The following is a 17,586-nucleotide window of genomic DNA, read 5'->3' as shown; positions in this document are numbered from 1 at the left end:
TATTAATGATATGTAGTATATAGAGATGAGGTTGAGTGTTCCATGAAATATAATTTCGATTCCGATGATACAAACGTGAAAAGAAAGAAAATTATAAAAGAGGTTATTATATGGGTTGTAGAGATTATAGCGGTAATTCTGTTAGCGTATTTTCTTGTGGAATATGCAGTTGAGAAGACTACTGTAGTTGGTGAATCTATGGAAACAACTTTGCAAGAGGGAGATAAGATTGTTATCAACAAGCTTGCATACCGTTTCTCGAAACCAAAGCGATTTGATGTTATTGTATTCAAACAAAGTGGTAAAGAGCACAGCTATTATAATATAAAAAGAATTATTGGTTTACCGGGGGAGACAGTACAGATTAAAGATGGAGTTGTCTATATTAATGATGAACCAATTAAAGAAAAATCTGCAGTTGATGTGATTAAGAATCCTGGTTTATCGGTAGAACCAATACTACTAGAAGATAAAGAATATTTTGTACTTGGAGATAATCGTAATCTTAGTGAAGATAGTCGATTCGCCAATATCGGTAATGTGGTATTTGATGATATTATAGGAAAAGCATGGATTCGATTGAAACCATTCAATTTTGTCAATGAACTAAATCCTGCAATTGATACTACAGAAGAAGATAGTCAATAAATCGTTATGAAGCTTAATAACGCGTAGTTACGATAAAAGAAAGTAAGAGGTAAGAGATATGCATTTTCAATGGTACCCTGGTCATATGACGAAAGCAAAACGTATGATGCAGGAGGATATTAAACTAATTGATGTAGTCATCGAATTAGTAGATGCAAGAATTCCATTAAGTAGTAAGAATCCAGATATTGATCAAATAGCAAAGAATAAATCTAGAATTATTCTATTGAATAAATACGACTTAGCCAGTCAACAACAAACAAATGCTTGGAAATCTTGGTTTGAGGAAAAAGGGTTCTTTGTAGCCCTTGTTAATTCAAAAAGTGGAACAGGTGTTAAGAATGTACATGAAGTAATCCAACAAGCATGTAAGGAAAAGATTGAACGGGATCGCAAGAGAGGAATTATGAATCGTCCTGTTCGTGCGATGGTAGTTGGCATTCCTAACGTAGGAAAATCTACCTTCATCAATAGCTTTGCTGGTAGAGCTTGTGCCAAAACAGGGAATAAGCCGGGTGTGACAAAAGGAAAACAATGGATTCGTTTGAATAAGAATGTGGAATTGTTAGATACACCAGGTATCTTATGGCCAAAATTCGAGGATCAATTAGTGGGCCTTAGATTAGCATTCATTGGTTCTATTAAAGAAGAGATACTTAATATGTCAGAATTATCTCTTGAATTAATCAAATTCTTACACGAGCATTATAAAGGAATGTTAGCTAATAAGTATGAAATCGAAGAGTCAGAAGATTCATTAGAAACACTAACCAATATTGCTGTGAAACGTGGTTGTAAGCAAAAAGGGGATTTACCAGATATAGATAAAGCAGCAAGTATTGTAGTTGATGATTTCAGAAATGGTAGAATCGGTAGAGTTACTTTAGAGTTCCCTATTTTCGAAGAAAAAGAAGAAACGGAAGAAGTTGATGAAACTATAAAAGAAGAAAACAACTAAAATTATGAACCATAGGAGTGTATTTTGCACGCCCTATGGTTTTTCTGATTTCAGTTATGATAGTTAGAAGGGAAAGGTGTCTACTTATATAGTAGAAAAGTTCCGTGTCGTAATGGTGATGGATATAGTAACCGAAGACAGAATATGCTACAATGTAACTTATGAGAAGTGTAAGACTGTAGTTCTGAAAGAGCTATAAGTTAATAAGTCTAGGATTCATTTGATCTCACAGAGGATTTAGTGGGGATAAAGTATTGTATATGACGTTAACTGGGTCTAGCGGATTGACATAGAGAGGAGAAGTTTAACATAGATATGGAGAAGAAAATAACAGACATAAAGAAGGAATTAGAATCAGCCGATATCTCTAACATAGATGTTGTTCTGAATCAATATAGAGAGGATACTAGAAGTGGTGTCGTCAAATTAATTGCAAAATATGAGAAAGAAAAAGAAAAACTTGAAAAGGAAAGAGAACGCTCCTATGAGATGCGAAGCTTTGAAAGACAATATAGCGGAGAGTTCCATGCAATCTGTGGAATTGATGAAGTAGGGAGAGGGCCTTTAGCAGGACCTGTAGTTGCGTGTGCAGTTATCCTTCCGACTGATAAAGAAATCCTATATCTTAATGATTCTAAGCAAGTTAGTGAGAAAAAGAGAGAAGAGCTATATGATGTAATAATGGAAAAGGCAGTAGCGGTTGGAATCGGAGTTGTACCACCAAGTGTCATTGACGATATTAATATCCTACAGGCAACTTATGAAGCCATGAGAATTGCCATTAGTAAGTTAGAAGTAAAGCCAGATTTACTTCTTAATGATGCGGTAACAATACCTGGTGTAAATATAAAGCAAGTACCAATTATCAAAGGAGATGCTAAGAGTGCATCAATAGCAGCGGCTAGTATTGTTGCCAAAGTTACAAGAGACCGTATGATGGTTGATTATGATACACTGTTCCCTGGGTATGGTTTTGCAAGTAACAAAGGGTATGGATCCAGTGAACATATTAAAACGTTGAAAGAAGTTGGTTCTACTCCAATTCATAGGCGTTCCTTTATTGGGAATTTCACGAATGAAAAGTAGCAAAATTACTTCAAGAGTTTAAATCATAAGGCTCTAGAAGGTAAGGCTTTAGATGGGAAGAAGATCCGTTATTGCTTATATTGTAAAAGGAGGTAGGGAGATGAATTTTTCATCACAGTCATATCAAGTTGGTAGTGGTAAAGGAACAAACAATTCGTTGTCCTTACATTCACTACAAGGAGCTTCAAATTCAGCCTATATGAATAGTAATGGGAATGCCTCCTTAGGACAGTTATCTAGTGGTAAGGTGTTTCAAGGAACCGTCGTTGATATTCGTAATAATCAAGTTACTATTCAGATTGATGAACAATTGGTACAAGCTAAATTTCAAGATATGGTAAACATCTGTATTGGAGAGACATTGAAGTTTGTTGTACGAGAGAATACAGGAAAACAAGTTACGATAGCACCCTATCACGATCAGCAAGGTAATCCTACTGATGGAGCGATTTATAAAGCACTTGAGGCAGCAGGATTAGCTCCAACGGATAAAAACATTGATATCGTTAACACTTTATTAGATCATGGAATGGCGGTTGATAAACAGACAGTAACGGCATTTATATCGGCATCGTTACGGTATCCTGACATACCATTATCACAATTTGTTGATATGCTTAAGAATAATATGTCATTAACGAATTCCAATATCGATTTGTGGAATACATTTTTAGGAGAGAAGTCCAATTTCTCTGCTAATCTACAACAAGTAATGAAAGAGCTGTCAGTTGCAATTAGTGACGCTTATGTGAATGGTGACATACAAGCGGGAAGACAACTCTTAGAGACGATTCTATTGCCAAATCAAACACCTAATTCAGAGGTAGTACAGACTCGAGTTGATAGCTTAACGTGGGATGAGTTATTGAAGGTACTGCAAGAGAAGGATATGTCTAAGATACAAGGAATGGATGCAAAGTCAATATTGGAAATTGTGAAACAGCAACTTGAGCAAGGTAATGAATCAAAATTTATGGAGAATTTCTTAAAGAGCGATGCTTTCTCACAAGCAGTAACGAAAGAACTAACTAGTCAGTGGGGAATAACACCCGAGCAATTGCAATCGGAAAGTCTGCGACAAGTTAGTACTCATATGGAACAACAAATACAAGCATTTTTGAATATTTCCTTTCAAAATCCAGAGGCTGCTAATCAGTTGCAACAGGTACTTCAGTTAGCTACACAGAATGTAGCCGCAACGAATCAGATGAATCAACAGATGGCGCAGGCCAAAGGGGAAAATCATATGTTTGACTTGCTTTATTCGCAGATTCCACTGAAATTAAAAGGACAATTAAAACATAGTGATTTATATGTATATCGGAATAAGCAAAACACTGGTGCTTCATCAAAAAGTATGAGTTTATTGTTGCATCTTAATATGGAATATCTAGGAGATATGGATATCATGATTAAGACGCAGGATTATCATATGAATGCAGTTTTCTCATTATCAGATGAAGAAGCGTATGAAATAGTGAAAGAACATCTAATAGAGTTAGAAGATAATCTAAAGGAAAAAGGATATTTCTTTACGGCTTCGGCTAATATAAAAGAGACGTTAGAAGGTGGCATTCAAGAATTGTTTGAAGAGGATAATAAGGAAGGTACTGTAAAGAGGTATTCTTTCGATGTGAGAGCATAGAGTAGGATTTTAATTGAGAAAAAGGGGTGTGCAGTTTCTTAACCCTCTAAAACCTAGGAAGGAGCAAGTTAATTATATGGACTTAAATAGTAAAGAACGAGAAAATCAGACACATAGAAACAAAGCCGCCGTTGCATTGTCCTATTCACCGGATGAAACAGCGCCAAAAGTTATTGCAAGTGGTTATGGATATCTAGCAGATAAGATTATTGACAAAGCTCAGGAAGAAGATGTACCGATACATAAGGATAGCAAGTTAGCCAACACCTTATCAAAACTTGATGTTGGTGAGTATATCCCTCCAGAGCTATATAGTGTTGTAGCGGAGATTCTTGTGTTTGTTGATAATATGGACCGTATTAAAGGAAGAGTTATGACGGATTCAAACAAGGATAACAATTTCTAATATCCCTAATCATAACAAATCAAGTACACGAAGCAATGTTGATTATACATAATTGGCTAGCTATAGTATAACTAAGGTTGTTTGAGGAGGGAGCATGGGAGAGTATAATAAGAGGAAAATTGGTTCAGAGAAAGAAAAAGTAGCTGCATCGTATCTGATAAATCAAGGGTATTCTATTGTTGAGATGAATTTTTTCAGTAGAAATGGGGAAATTGATATTATTGCAAGAGATGCGAACTACCTTGTGTTTGTTGAAGTGAAATACCGAAAGGATCAAAAGCTAGGATTTGCTGTGGAAGCGGTGAACTATGGCAAGATGCAGTCTATTATAAGGACAGCTAGATACTATATGTATAGCCATGGATACGCAGAAGATACGCCATGTAGATTTGATGTAGTTGCGATTCAAGGGAGTGAAGTATCTCTAATTCAGAATGCATTTGGGCAATAGAAAGGATTTGAGGTTCTTGCATAGGAAGGCGAAAGCTATAAAAGCAGTTGTTATCCTATGTCTTAGTATATGGCTTTCAGCAGTTGTAGGCTTCGCGGCTGGTAACGATGATTGGACGGAAGCGAAGAAGACCATTTCGGCAACTGATGGAGCCTGGGAAGATTGGTGTAAGCAATGGGAACTGTGGAAAGATAGTCCGCTGCAGATGGCATTAACACCAGGAATGAATGAATCAGAGATTAATTTTTCTTGGTATTCAACTAAGGAGGATAAGAAATCTAGGATTCGTATAGGAGACAATGAACAATTAAGAGATGGAAGTACTCTTATAGTAACTACGAAGAAGGCAACGAAGGGATACTATTATAATCAAGCGGTTGCAACGAACTTAGATATCAATAAAACATACTATTACAGCTATACAATTGATGGAAGATGGACAAAAACTTATAAGATTCAGACGAAGAATCCAGCAAACTTTCAATTCGTTTTTGTTGGTGATCCGCAAATTGGCTCCTCTTATGATAACATTCCAGATGGGGAGAGCGGTAAACAAGGGCAGGACAGAGCAGTGTGTAACGACAGTTTTAACTGGAACAGTACGTTGCAGGCAGCATACAATCATGTGAAGAGTCTAAGTTTTATCGTTACGGCGGGAGATCAGATACAGAGCAGGAATCTTAAAGATTCGGAAGCAAACTATAAGACTTTTGATAAGAATGAAATCGAATATGCAGGATATTTATCACCAGTGTTGTTGCGTAGTATACCGGTTGCAACGACGATTGGTAATCATGATAGTTTAAGTGGTAATTATAGTTATCATTTCAATAACCCCAATAGTAAAACGGGTTATGGTGCTACGTATGCAGGAGCGGACTATTATTTTACGTATGGGGATACTATATTCTTGATGTTGAATACGAACAATACAAATGTGGAAGAACATGAGAAATTCATTCGTGAAGCAGTAAGCAGTAATAAGAATGTAACATGGGGAATTGTTGCTATGCACCAAGACATCTTTGGATCTGGTGAACATTCTGAGGATGAGAACATTATAGCCCTTCGAACAGCGCTATTACCAATCCTTCGTAAGTATGATATTAATTTGGTGTTGACAGGACATGATCATACTTATGCAAGGGCGTTTATTGCAGATGATGACACGAAGTATGATGCGGAGGCAGTTGAGACGGGAAGCTTTGCTAATTCTACTAGTGTAGTTAATCAAGGTAGGGTGAGGAATCAAGGATTTGAATGTTCAAGAAAGATGATTTCTGCACTGACAATGAATGCTAGAAAAGTTCTAGCTTTTACTAAGAGTTATTCCCTTATGGAACGAGGAAGCGAGCATATGATACAGTTATATGCAAAGGCATGTGATGATACTGTACGATATTCTAGCGGTAAGGGTATTCTGTTCATAACCGCAAACTCTTCATCAGGAAGCAAATATTATAAGCTACTAGAAAATCAACAGGATTATGTAGGTGCTCGTTCTCAAGAAAACCAATCCTCTTATACAATTATAGATATAACGAAAGAGCGAATTCAGTTAAACACCTTCTTTACTGAAAGTGGTAAGAAAGTAGATAAAACAATTATAATTACAAAGTAAGTAATATTTATTTGATGAAACAGTCCCTAGATTATAAACTAGAGGACTGTTTTTTGTGTATATAGTTCAGCATGAGTTTTATGTAGCATATGTTTTAAGAATCTGGAATAGTTTCAATCCAGTTACCCAAACCATCTATTTTTATCTAATATAAATTCATTATATGCCTCTTTTGAAGTAAAAGGATGAGCTTAATTACACATTTGTTAAGCTAATATATACAGGCATCTTAATCTACATATTTTCTACAAATCTCTTTGATACTATGAAACCATCAATCAAAGGAGGTCACCCTATGTGGATGCAAATGTAAAAACGAAAAAGCTGCGTATCGGTGGTATGACATGCGTGAACTGTCAAAATACAATTCAGAAAAAATTGCGCAATACAGCTGGAATAAAAAAAGCAGAAGTAAGTTATAATGGTGGAACGGCAGTAATTACATATGATACAGATATTATATCTTTAGGGGACATTACTGCGGTCATCAAAAGGCTAGGCTATGATGTGCTGAATCGCACGCAGCCTACTACAAATTCGAGACGAACCATTGGCCTACTTATTATAATTCTTTCGGTTTATATATTGATCCAGCAATTTGGTATCTTGAATCTGCTTGTACCGAGTCAGCTTGCTGAAACCAATATGGGATATGGCATGATGTTTGTGATTGGACTTATCACCTCCGTTCATTGCGTAGCAATGTGTGGAGGTATCAATCTGTCGCAATGTATTCCTCAGAGCGGGACAATCAAAGAAGGTAGTCGCTTTTCGGCTTTACGTCCGGCCTTTTTGTATAACCTTGGGAGAGTTATCTCTTATACAATCGTAGGTTTTATTGTAGGTGCACTTGGCTCGGTCATTACTTTTTCCAATACCGCACAGGGAGGATTAAAGTTAGTAGCAGGTGTGTTTATGGTGATTATGGGAGTCAATATGCTTGGTATCTTCCCGTGGTTACGTAGGCTTAATCCACGAATGCCAAAGATATTCGCTAGTAAAATTAATGCAGAGAAGGTAAAGAGTAGGAGCACATTTATCGTTGGTATGCTCAATGGATTGATGCCCTGTGGTCCCTTGCAGGCTATGCAGATTTATGCCTTGTCTACGGGTAGTCCGATTGCGGGTGCCTTGTCTATGTTCCTATTCAGTCTTGGAACCGTGCCTTTAATGTTTGGACTCGGAGTACTCAGTACAGTACTCAGTAAAAAGTTCACGAAGAAAGTTATGACAGTAGGTGCTGTGTTTGTTGTAGTTCTTGGCTTATCCATGTTTTCACAGGGCTGGAGTTTAGCTGGTTTTATCGATCTGCCATTGCTATCAGGAACTTCAATCAAGGAAGGGGCTGAATCAAGTGTCAATGTGAAAGATGGTGTTCAAGTAATAAACAGTACCCTTTCACCAGGGAATTATCCGTCGATTACCGTTCAGGCAGGAATGCCCGTTAGGTGGGTTATAGACGCACCAAAAGGAAGCATTAACGGTTGCAATTATAAACTCTATATTAATGAATATGGTATTGAACATCAATTCAAGAGCGGTGAAAACATCATTGAATTTACCCCAACCAAGTCGGGAACTTTTAACTATAGTTGTTGGATGGGGATGATTCGTGGAACAATAGCTGTGACAGGAACAGATGCAAAGTAAAGAATATAGTCGACGTTATAAAAGTTTTGCAAATGCCTTTTAAAAACCAAGATTAAAGGAGAAGCAGTTATGGCCATTTTAATAAGTCACTGGCATTGTATTTTACCAGTTGTAGGTATTATCATTGCAGCATTCCTTCTGCGGGATAAATCTAGTAATAATGAAAAGAATGACGACAATAGGCTGAACAGCCAATTAAATTCATATGAGGAGAGAAAATGATGAAAGCAAATAATAAAAAAATTCGTTTACTAATGGGTGCAATTCTAATGACGGTTGGTGTTGTAGCTCTTACAGGCTGTAGTAAAAAAGCAAATACCGGAGCATCGTCTAAAGATGCTGAAGTAGTTTCTTCGGGTGATAATCTTGTAATTCCTGTCGACAAAATTTCAGAGAAGGCATCCTTTTATCCAGTTGAAGTAGATGGTGTCGACTTAGAAGTTGTAGCGGTAAAAGCTTCTGACGGTACAATTCGTACGGCTTTCAATACTTGTCAAATCTGTTATGGTTCAGGACGTGGGTATTATAAGCAAAACGGTGATGTGTTGATATGCCAAAACTGTGGAAATCAGTTTGCGATGGATCATGTAGAAGTAGAATCTGGTGGATGTAACCCATGGCCTATTTTTGATAAGGATAAAACGGTAGATGACGATAATATAACAATTTCTTATGATTTCTTAAAAGAGTCAACAGGAATTTTTGCGAATTGGAAAGTAGAGTATTAATAGGATTTTAATATTGCATTCACACAAAGTAATTTAATGGATACGACCGCTAGTTATTGAATTTAACAAGAAAACAAACTATAATAATAATGGAATTAAGCAAAAAGGGAAACTGTAATCTTAGCAGTTTCCCCTTTCTGGTGTTTGTAATAGGTGAAATATTTTTAGAAGATAGAATAAAGTTGTAGTTAAAGAAAGGAAATAAAATTGAAAAAAGAAAATAAAAACATTTTAATAGTAGATGATGAACCTAAAATACTGGAGGTCGTTTCTTCCTTTCTTGAAAATAAAGGCTATTCCACCTTTACTGCTGAAAACGGGCAACAAGCTTTGAAAGTTTTCGAGCAGGAAAATATATCGCTGGTTGTTTTGGACCTTATGATGCCAGGCATATCAGGCGAAGAGGTATGTCTTGCAATTCGGAAACAATCAAGAGTTCCAATTATTATGTTGACGGCAAAAGCAGACGAAGACAATTTGTTACAGGGGCTCAGACTAGGTGCGGATGACTATATTAGGAAACCTTTCAGTTTGAAAGAGTTACATGCTCGGATAGAAACCGTATTGCGTAGATCGGGTGATGATCTAACTCCGTTAACCGTAAAAAACTCATGGAATGACGGTGACTTATGTGTTGATTTTGAGAAAAATATAATAAAGAGAAAAGAAAAGATTGTTAGTCTGACACCTAATGAATTAAAAATACTATCGGCGCTTATTAAGTATCCTGGTAAAGTGTTCACGCGTTCTGAACTGATAGAAATCGCCTTAGGAAGTGATTTTGATGGTTATGACCGAGCAATTGACAGTCACGTTAAGAATCTCCGACAAAAAATCGAGGATGATCCAAGGTCACCTGTTTACGTACTTACAATCCACGGGGTGGGTTATAAGTTTGGAGGTGAATAAAGATGAGAAGACTGCGGTCACAATTATCCCTTACAATTATGATGACGGTACTGTTTACTATAGCTGTAATTAGTCTCTTGTCAAACATAATCATTAATCGTGAATTTGAGATATATAAAGCAGAGCAGCAGAAAAAGAAAGCCGATAATATCGTAGCTAATTTCACGCAACAGTACGACTGCATAACAAAGGAATGGAATATTGAATTTATTCATGGTATGGGCATGTTCGCATTATATGATGGCTACATTATCAAAGTTTATGATAAAAGCGGTGAAATAGTTTGGGATGCACAAAACCATGACATGGCTATGTGTGCGCAAATTATGCATGAGATAACGGAAAGAATGATAGAAAGACGACCTGATATTAGTGGTGAATTTGTCTCACATGATTACACGATTACCGTGAATGGTCGGGAGATAGGCTCTATGGTGGTCAGCTATTTCGGACCGTTTTTTTTCAGTGAAAGTGATTTTCATTTTTTAGATACCTTAAATGTTGTACTTATAGTAATTGGAGTTATATCGCTATTCCTATCTTTGATAATTGGAAGTTTATTAGCAGCTCGTATCGCACGTCCAATAAGAAAGACGGTATATATTGCGAAACGGATATCAGAAGGCAATTATTCCATACGTTTTGAAGGTAAGACAAAATTAAAAGAACTAGATGAGCTTGCAGCTGCTATCAACTGTCTTACAGAGGGGCTTGCCGAGCAGGAAAACTTAAGAAAACGACTCACCGTAGATGTTGCACACGAACTGCGGACTCCACTCACAACACTTGCCTCGCACCTAGAAGCGATGATCGAAGGCGTATGGGAGCCAAGTGTAGATAGACTGCAAAGTTGCTACGAAGAAATCAGTAGGCTTTCGGGATTGGTGTCTGATTTGGAGCGCCTCGCTAAAACAGAAAGCGATAATCTGATATTAAATAAATCGGATGTAGATTTAATGGTTATAGCACATTCTTGTTACGACAGATACGAAATAGAAGCGAAGAAGAAAAATATTTCACTCGTAATAGCAGGCAGTTCAACAATTGTACATGCGGATAAGGATCGTCTGAGTCAGGTAATGGAAAACCTACTTTCTAATGCGATTAAATATACACCTGAGTATGGTCACATTCGTATTGAAGTAAGGGATGCAGAGGAAAGCAGTATTATTATGATTGAAGATGATGGAATAGGTATCCCAGAACAAGAGCTATCTCTGGTTTTTGAGCGTTTTTACCGTACTGATAAGTCTCGTAACCGAAAAACAGGAGGAGCTGGAATAGGACTTGCTATCGTGAAGTCTATTGTAACGGCACATGGAGGAACTGTGCAGGCGGAAAGCAGTGCAGAACAAGGCAGTCGTTTTACCGTAACATTGCCGAAATAAATGATAGACATTTTGACACCATTATCCCCAAAATGATATAATGGTGAGGTATTACCGTAAAAGAGTGTATAGATTGGAGTAATTATGAAAGACATACAATTAAAATATAAAGATAAAAATCAAGTAAGTGATATTACCTATAATGCAGAAGGTCAAAAAGCGGGAGAATTACACTTTGATGGAGACGTTGGATATATTGTATATCCTGTATTGGAGAAACTGCCTTATATAAAGCATGGTTTCTCAACTCGATTAGGTGGAGTAAGTAAAGAACATCTCACATCGATGAATCTTAGCTTTTCTAGAGGTGATGAAGAAGAGAATGTTAGGGAGAATTACCGTAGAATCTGTAGAGCAATTCATATTGATCCAAGTGATTTGGTATTCTCAGACCAAGTACATGATACGAAGATACATGTTGTAACTGAGAAAGACAGAGGAAAAGGGTATCGTTATCCGAGAGAACTAGAAGGGATAGATGGCTTGATTACGGAGTGTCCCAATATTCCACTTGTTACGTACTATGCCGATTGTGTCCCTTTGTATTTTGTAGATACTAAGAACAAAGCAATCGGATTATCTCATTCTGGTTGGAAGGGTACGGTAAATAAGATGGCTGTGCACACGGTTAGGGCTATGAACGAAGAATTTGGTACCAATCCAGAAGATGTAATTGCGGTAATTGGACCATCTATCTGTAGAGACTGCTATGAGATTAGTGAAGATGTAGCTATGGAATTTGTGAAAGCGTATCCTAAGGAAATTGCAGATACCTTGTTAGAAAAGAAGACAGGCGGAAAATATCAACTTGACTTATGGTTAGCGAATCAAGCAAATTGTGTGGAAGCAGGAATACCAAGCGAAAACATAACGAATTCAAATATCTGTACTTGTTGCAATCACGAGGTGTTCTTTTCACATCGTGCATCAAAGGGAATGCGTGGCAATCTAGCAGCATTTCTATCTATAGAATAAATATCAAAAAACAACATTGTTATTAATTGATTAGGGTGTCAAAAGTCATTTTATATTTTTTTGAGGGCTTTTGACACCCTAAGCTTTAACTTAAACATCGCACATTTTTATCGTCTTTCTCCCATCCATAATAAAATGTATATCGCGTTTCATGTAACCCAGTTTGTTACTTCCTTACTAAATTATGTATGATTTGAATTGAAATAAGGGAAAGTTAATGTTAAACTAATTACGGATTAATATAGTAAAAATTAAATAATATAAAATACATAGGTAATAAGTATTATCTTTAGGAGGCATTATGGCAATAGTTGAAGTGGTTAAGTATAACGGAGGTCCAGATGTATTTGCTTGGAAATATCCTAGTGAGGAGTTAGGTACTTGGACACAATTAATCGTTAATGAGTCTCAAGAGGCGGTATTAGTTAAGGGTGGAAAAGTACTTGATGTGTTTGGTAGCGGAAGGCACACGCTAGATACATCGAATATACCAATCCTAAATAAGGTGGTGAATCTACCATTTGGTGGGCGTTCTCCTTTCACAGCAGAAGTGTGGTATATTAACAAAGTCTATTCATTGGATATCAAGTGGGGAACAGCATCCCCTATACAGATACAAGATCCAAAGTACGGAGTGTTTATTCCTATACGTTCCAATGGTGTTTTTGGAATCCATATCGAAGACTCAAAGAAATTCTTAATTAAATTAGTAGGTACACTTTCGATACTAGATAAGGCTAGTATTGTGAAGTTTTTTAGAGGCTTATACATAACGAAGGTAAAAGATGCCGTATCCCAATACTTAATACATAACCAAGTCAGTGTACTTGAAATAAATGCATATATTGATGAGCTATCCACTTTTATGAAGGAACGTATTGAACCAACCATGAAAGAATATGGTATTACGCTTGTTAATTTCTATGTGAATGATCTTAGCATTCCAGAGGATGATTCAGCTGTAATCAAATTAAAGGATGCACTAGCAAAACGTGCAGAGATGAATATCATTGGCTACAATTATCAACAAGAGAGATCCTTCGATACGTTAGAAGGGGCAGCTAAGAATTCAGGTTCATCAGCAGCACCGATTATGGGAGCAGGTCTTGGACTTGGAATGGGCGTTGGACTTGGCGGTACGGTAGGTAATGCCTTTGGTTCAATTTCAGGAGAAATTAACACAAGTAATGGTGCTACGAATAAACATAAGGAATGTCAAAAGTGTCATGCTACGATGAAGAAAGACCAGCGGTTTTGCGGTACCTGTGGATTTGATACAGAGAGTGCAGGGGAAGATGATAAGAATAGTAAGAATGCAGGGACTACATGCAGTAGTTGTGGAGCTAAGTTAGATAAGAATATGAAGTTTTGTTCGGAATGTGGCAATAAATATAATCCATGTCCACAATGCAGTTATGACATGCCTGATGATGCTACTAAGTGCGATAAATGTGGATATGAGAAGCCAAAAAGCTGTCCTGGTTGCGGAACCATGGTTTCAAGGAATGTAAAATTTTGTCCAGAATGTGGGATATCATTGGAGAAGAATTGTCCTAAGTGCGGTATATCCATAGAAGGATCACCTAAGTTCTGTCCAGAATGCGGTGAGAAGCTAGAATAGGGGGAGAAGATGAAGAACAGGAACAGCGCAATCTCAATTATTGGAGTTATTATAGTAGTATTCACTGGTATATTATTTGCTTTGTTGACAGAAGATAGGAGAACATCAATGTTTATTTGTCTTGGTTTCATCGTAGGAGCTGAGATTGTGTTATTTGGAGGATTATTAACCATTGAATATTTAAGTAGAACTACATCGCAAATCATAGTAAGAACAGTATGCGGTATTACCTTAGGTGTTGGCTCGATAGCTTCCATTCTTGTATCGTGTATCTATATGGGCCGAGATGTTGATAGTTTACGAGGATTTTATTCATGGCAACTAATCATTTGGGTGCTTGCGATTATAGGAATTACGATTGGTTTCTTCACGGCATCGAGTGTTAAGGCTTCGGATACTAGAACAATGAATACGGTAATGACATTGACTCTTGTAACCGATCAGCTTACCTCCTTAAGTGATGATAGTAGGAATACGAAATATGCAGATCAACTCAAAAAGATAGCAGATGAGTTATGCTATAGTGATACCTCATCACTTGTACCAAGTGACGAGCTTATTCAGAATGCAGTAGCAAAGTTAGAAGTAGTTTTAGTACAAGAGTATGGAGAAGATGAAAAGGATACCGAAATTAAAAATCTACTTTCGGAGATTCTAGTATTAATAAATAAAAGAAAACAAGAAGTAAAGTTAACTAAAGTGGGGGGAATCTAAGGTGAATAAAGGAAAAGGCGCACTTGTTATAAGTAAAATAATAGAGAAGATACAGTTGTTTTTTGGAGTAATCTTCACTTTTACATTTAGCTATTCTACCATAACCTTTATAATTGACAGAGGGGCATTAAATGAAATTATCTTAGCCATTGTAATGACAGGTTTAGGAATATGGCTAATTATACTGAGTAAGAAAAGAAAAAAATTAATTTCTGATTTTAAAACTTATGTGGCCAGATTATCTACTGATCCAACTGGTTCTATTGAGAATCTGGCGCTTGGCTTAGGGGCTTCTCAAGATGTAGTTACTAGGAACTTGCAACAAATGATTATTAAGAAGTATTTTGTTAATGCTTATATTGACTCTGAGAATAACCGAATTGTATTAGCACATGTTGGGGGACAAATGAATAATACCTCTAATACCATGCAAACTGCGAGTAATCCTTATATGAACAACCAGAATGCTAAAGATATGGAATATGTGAGTGTAACTTGTAAGAATTGCGGTGGAATTAATAAAATAACAAATGGTAAAGTGGGCGAATGTGAATATTGCGGTTCTCCTATTAATAGATAGAAAGGTAAGAAATTATGGCAAGAGAAGCAAAAAGCTCACCTTCATGGGGAGTGGTAATCTTTTTATTAATAATATTTTGGCCAGTTGGCTTATATCTATTATTTAAAAAAATCTCAAAAGGGAATACTTTAGGAGAAGGAAAAGTACTCAGAGTAGTCGGATGGATGTTTATTGTATTAGCTGTCGTATATATTTCTCTAAGCGAATCTAACTTAGTGGTATCAGAAAATGGTGAAAGTGTAGAAAGTACTATTGAAGTATTAAGGGGAGTAGGAAGCTTTTTCTTCATTGGTGGAGGAGTTATGCTATTCATGGCTAGAAGTAAACGAACGAAAACCAACAGATATAGAAAATACATAGCAATTGTTGAAAATAACAGAGTAAGACAAATAGATAGTATTGCTAGTGCATTTCCAACCACTTATGAAAAAGCACATAATGACCTAATAGAAATGATTAATAAAGGTTTCTTTGAAGGTGCTTATATTGACGAAAGTAAACGGGAAATTGTACTTGTAAATTCAGTTACAGAAAGTAACATAGCGGGACAATTGCAGGGAAATCAACCACAATATAATCAATCACAATTTATCCAAGATCCACTTAGTCAACTACTGTTTGCAGAGCAACAATTACAACAACAACTAATTAAAGGACAACAGCCAAGTAAACAATCAAGTCCATATAATCAGATACATGTTAGTCAAACAATAATTACAAACCAACAGCCATTTACAGAACCAAAAGAACCTCCAAAAAAGAAAGAACCTCGTATTGTTATCTGTAAAAACTGTGGAGGAAATAATAAGATTCTTGATGGTGAAGTTGGCGAATGTGAATACTGTGGTTCTCCTATAAAGTAAGATTAGATTAAAATAGAAAAGAAGTAGTAAAAGGACTGTTGTACAACTAATAAAGAGTTTGTACAACAGTCCTTTTAAATGGTACTACTTTCTAATCTCAGCTAAGAGTTCTTGAATTCGTATTGTAGGATCTAATATATCGTTAACGGAGGTATCATGATTTAACGTATTGATTATTAAACTAATGTACTTACTTAAGTCAACGCTTGTATAGTATGGCTTATTCTTTAATTCCTCTGATGCGTATGCTAAGTTAGTAGTATAGATTCGACTAATAACACCATCTTCATAAGCTTTATCAAAACGTGCAAAGCCTTCTGAGAATAAACCGAAAGTAGCAGCGATATAGATGTTTCTTGCATGGCGTTTCTTAAGTTCATAAGCAGTTTCAATCACGGTTGTACCAGTTGCAATCATATCGTCAACGACGATAATGTCTTTATCCGCTACATTATTGCCTAAGAATTCAAAACCAAGCACGGGATTTTTGCCATGTGTATTCTCTTTGGTAGTATAGTTTCTTCTCTTATAGAACATACCCATATCAACCCCAAGAACATTAGCATAATACACAGCACGACTCATACCGCCGTCATCTGGACTAACAATCATTAGGTTTTCTTTATCGAAGGTAATATCATTTTGTGTGTGAGCAATCTCACGAATGAATTGTAAAGCAGTGGTAAAATTATCAAAACCCTGTATTGGGATAGCATTCTGTACGGTAGGATCATGAGATTCGAATGTAATAATGTTCTTAACACCCATATTTGCTAGTTCTTGAAGGGCGGTAGCGCAGTCAAGAGATTCTAATACATTACGACGGTTTTGTCTATTCTCATAAAGATAAGGAAGAATAACGGTTGTACGATATGGTTTTCCATTACAAGCAGCGATAATACGCTTGATATCTTGAAAGATATCATCTGGAGAAGTGAAAGTTGTATATCCAGAAGCTTGATATGCACCACTATGATTGGTAACATCGGCAATAATATATAAATCCTTTCCGCGAACGGATTCATTTAACTTTGCTTTTGCTTCACCAGTACCAAATCGAAAGCAATCTGCATCTAGAAGATAACTATCGGATTGATAACCGATTCGAGCAAGTGCATGGGCTTTTTCTCTTGCGCTATCATTATTTCTACTATGGATAATGTCATTGTTCACTAAAGAACCAAGATCTTCACAGCTTGAATGAGCGTATATTTTAAGGGGAGCGACTGGAATATATTCGCTGAATGAGACTTTTGTCATGAGTACCTCCTATTTGTGTCACACGTAATTATTCTCTATCATTTATAACACCCTAAAACAAATTCGTCAATAAGAAACAATAG

At 36.5% G+C, this 17,586-nt stretch carries 18 protein-coding genes; 17 read left to right on the top strand and 1 reads right to left on the bottom strand.

Annotated elements, in window-relative coordinates; genetic code table 11:
• The first annotated feature begins 42 nt into the window (after window positions 1-42).
• The 17 genes from lepB (at window position 43) to BUB90_RS06045 (ending at window position 16,243) form a co-directional block, all read left to right on the top strand.
• The gene (gene lepB / locus BUB90_RS06120; RefSeq protein ID WP_073284626.1) at window positions 43-648 is read left to right on the top strand and encodes a signal peptidase I; all 606 of its coding nucleotides are present in this window, start codon (window positions 43-45) and stop codon (window positions 646-648) included.
• 58 nt (window positions 649-706) lie between these two features.
• Complete coding sequence (gene ylqF / locus BUB90_RS06115; protein ID WP_073284623.1) at window positions 707-1,606, top strand: ribosome biogenesis GTPase YlqF; 900 nt, start codon at window positions 707-709, stop codon at window positions 1,604-1,606.
• 315 nt (window positions 1,607-1,921) lie between these two features.
• Window positions 1,922-2,692, top strand: a complete 771-nt coding sequence (locus tag BUB90_RS06110) for a ribonuclease HII (protein WP_073284619.1) — start codon at window positions 1,922-1,924, stop codon at window positions 2,690-2,692.
• Window positions 2,693-2,792: 100 nt separating this feature from the next.
• Window positions 2,793-4,337: a flagellar hook-length control protein FliK gene (gene fliK, locus BUB90_RS06105; RefSeq protein ID WP_170865447.1), complete on the top strand. Its 1,545-nt coding sequence runs from the start codon at window positions 2,793-2,795 to the stop codon at window positions 4,335-4,337.
• A 76-nt stretch (window positions 4,338-4,413) separates the two neighbouring features.
• Entirely contained in the window at window positions 4,414-4,743 is a 330-nt protein-coding gene (locus tag BUB90_RS06100) for an EscU/YscU/HrcU family type III secretion system export apparatus switch protein (protein ID WP_073284611.1), read from the top strand.
• Between the two features lie 94 nt (window positions 4,744-4,837).
• Entirely contained in the window at window positions 4,838-5,194 is a 357-nt protein-coding gene (locus BUB90_RS06095) for a YraN family protein (RefSeq protein ID WP_073284607.1), read from the top strand.
• Window positions 5,195-5,210: 16 nt separating this feature from the next.
• On the top strand, window positions 5,211-6,815 hold the full coding sequence (locus tag BUB90_RS06090; RefSeq protein ID WP_170865446.1) for a purple acid phosphatase family protein: 1,605 nt from the start codon (window positions 5,211-5,213) through the stop codon (window positions 6,813-6,815).
• Between the two features lie 297 nt (window positions 6,816-7,112).
• On the top strand, window positions 7,113-8,465 hold the full coding sequence (locus BUB90_RS06085; protein ID WP_084139124.1) for an urease accessory protein UreH domain-containing protein: 1,353 nt from the start codon (window positions 7,113-7,115) through the stop codon (window positions 8,463-8,465).
• A gap of 69 nt (window positions 8,466-8,534) precedes the next feature.
• A complete protein-coding gene (locus BUB90_RS23430) occupies window positions 8,535-8,687 on the top strand; it encodes a hypothetical protein (protein WP_170865445.1) in 153 nt (50 codons plus the stop codon).
• Window positions 8,684-9,193, top strand: coding sequence for a DUF2318 domain-containing protein (locus BUB90_RS06080; protein WP_330393754.1), 510 nt, complete (start codon window positions 8,684-8,686; stop codon window positions 9,191-9,193). The genes BUB90_RS23430 and BUB90_RS06080 overlap by 4 nt, the downstream gene beginning before the upstream one ends.
• A gap of 207 nt (window positions 9,194-9,400) precedes the next feature.
• A complete protein-coding gene (locus BUB90_RS06075) occupies window positions 9,401-10,102 on the top strand; it encodes a response regulator transcription factor (protein ID WP_073284597.1) in 702 nt (233 codons plus the stop codon).
• Between the two features lie 2 nt (window positions 10,103-10,104).
• Window positions 10,105-11,490, top strand: coding sequence for a sensor histidine kinase (locus BUB90_RS06070; protein ID WP_073284594.1), 1,386 nt, complete (start codon window positions 10,105-10,107; stop codon window positions 11,488-11,490).
• Window positions 11,491-11,574: 84 nt separating this feature from the next.
• Window positions 11,575-12,465, top strand: a complete 891-nt coding sequence (pgeF, locus tag BUB90_RS06065) for a peptidoglycan editing factor PgeF (RefSeq protein WP_084139123.1) — start codon at window positions 11,575-11,577, stop codon at window positions 12,463-12,465.
• A gap of 301 nt (window positions 12,466-12,766) precedes the next feature.
• Window positions 12,767-14,086 carry an SPFH domain-containing protein gene (locus BUB90_RS06060; protein ID WP_073284591.1) on the top strand — a complete coding sequence of 440 codons (1,320 nt, stop codon included), beginning with the start codon at window positions 12,767-12,769 and terminating at the stop codon, window positions 14,084-14,086.
• Between the two features lie 9 nt (window positions 14,087-14,095).
• On the top strand, window positions 14,096-14,800 hold the full coding sequence (locus tag BUB90_RS06055) for a hypothetical protein (RefSeq protein ID WP_073284588.1): 705 nt from the start codon (window positions 14,096-14,098) through the stop codon (window positions 14,798-14,800).
• Between the two features lies 1 nt (window position 14,801).
• Entirely contained in the window at window positions 14,802-15,380 is a 579-nt protein-coding gene (locus BUB90_RS06050; RefSeq protein ID WP_073284585.1) for a hypothetical protein, read from the top strand.
• A 14-nt stretch (window positions 15,381-15,394) separates the two neighbouring features.
• Entirely contained in the window at window positions 15,395-16,243 is an 849-nt protein-coding gene (locus BUB90_RS06045) for an RDD family protein (protein WP_073284580.1), read from the top strand.
• Between the two features lie 84 nt (window positions 16,244-16,327).
• Here BUB90_RS06045 and BUB90_RS06040 read toward each other — a convergent pair whose 3' ends face one another.
• Window positions 16,328-17,503: a ribose-phosphate pyrophosphokinase gene (locus BUB90_RS06040; protein ID WP_073284577.1), complete on the bottom strand. Its 1,176-nt coding sequence runs from the start codon at window positions 17,501-17,503 to the stop codon at window positions 16,328-16,330.
• Window positions 17,504-17,586 lie beyond the last annotated feature (83 nt).

The sequence above is a fragment of the Anaerosporobacter mobilis DSM 15930 genome, from assembly GCF_900142955.1.
GTDB lineage: Bacteria > Bacillota > Clostridia > Lachnospirales > Lachnospiraceae > Anaerosporobacter > Anaerosporobacter mobilis.
This window is presented reverse-complemented; position numbering and strand designations above follow the sequence as displayed.

Coding starts and splice junctions, on each gene's coding strand:
- lepB (WP_073284626.1), top strand. CDS start 43: ATGAAATATAATTTCGATTCCGATGATACAAACGTGAAAAGAAAGAAA.
- ylqF (WP_073284623.1), top strand. CDS start 707: ATGCATTTTCAATGGTACCCTGGTCATATGACGAAAGCAAAACGTATG.
- BUB90_RS06110 (WP_073284619.1), top strand. CDS start 1,922: ATGGAGAAGAAAATAACAGACATAAAGAAGGAATTAGAATCAGCCGAT.
- fliK (WP_170865447.1), top strand. CDS start 2,793: ATGAATTTTTCATCACAGTCATATCAAGTTGGTAGTGGTAAAGGAACA.
- BUB90_RS06100 (WP_073284611.1), top strand. CDS start 4,414: ATGGACTTAAATAGTAAAGAACGAGAAAATCAGACACATAGAAACAAA.
- BUB90_RS06095 (WP_073284607.1), top strand. CDS start 4,838: ATGGGAGAGTATAATAAGAGGAAAATTGGTTCAGAGAAAGAAAAAGTA.
- BUB90_RS23430 (WP_170865445.1), top strand. CDS start 8,535: ATGGCCATTTTAATAAGTCACTGGCATTGTATTTTACCAGTTGTAGGT.
- BUB90_RS06080 (WP_330393754.1), top strand. CDS start 8,684: ATGATGAAAGCAAATAATAAAAAAATTCGTTTACTAATGGGTGCAATT.
- BUB90_RS06070 (WP_073284594.1), top strand. CDS start 10,105: ATGAGAAGACTGCGGTCACAATTATCCCTTACAATTATGATGACGGTA.
- pgeF (WP_084139123.1), top strand. CDS start 11,575: ATGAAAGACATACAATTAAAATATAAAGATAAAAATCAAGTAAGTGAT.
- BUB90_RS06060 (WP_073284591.1), top strand. CDS start 12,767: ATGGCAATAGTTGAAGTGGTTAAGTATAACGGAGGTCCAGATGTATTT.
- BUB90_RS06055 (WP_073284588.1), top strand. CDS start 14,096: ATGAAGAACAGGAACAGCGCAATCTCAATTATTGGAGTTATTATAGTA.
- BUB90_RS06045 (WP_073284580.1), top strand. CDS start 15,395: ATGGCAAGAGAAGCAAAAAGCTCACCTTCATGGGGAGTGGTAATCTTT.
- BUB90_RS06040 (WP_073284577.1), bottom strand. CDS start 17,503: ATGACAAAAGTCTCATTCAGCGAATATATTCCAGTCGCTCCCCTTAAA.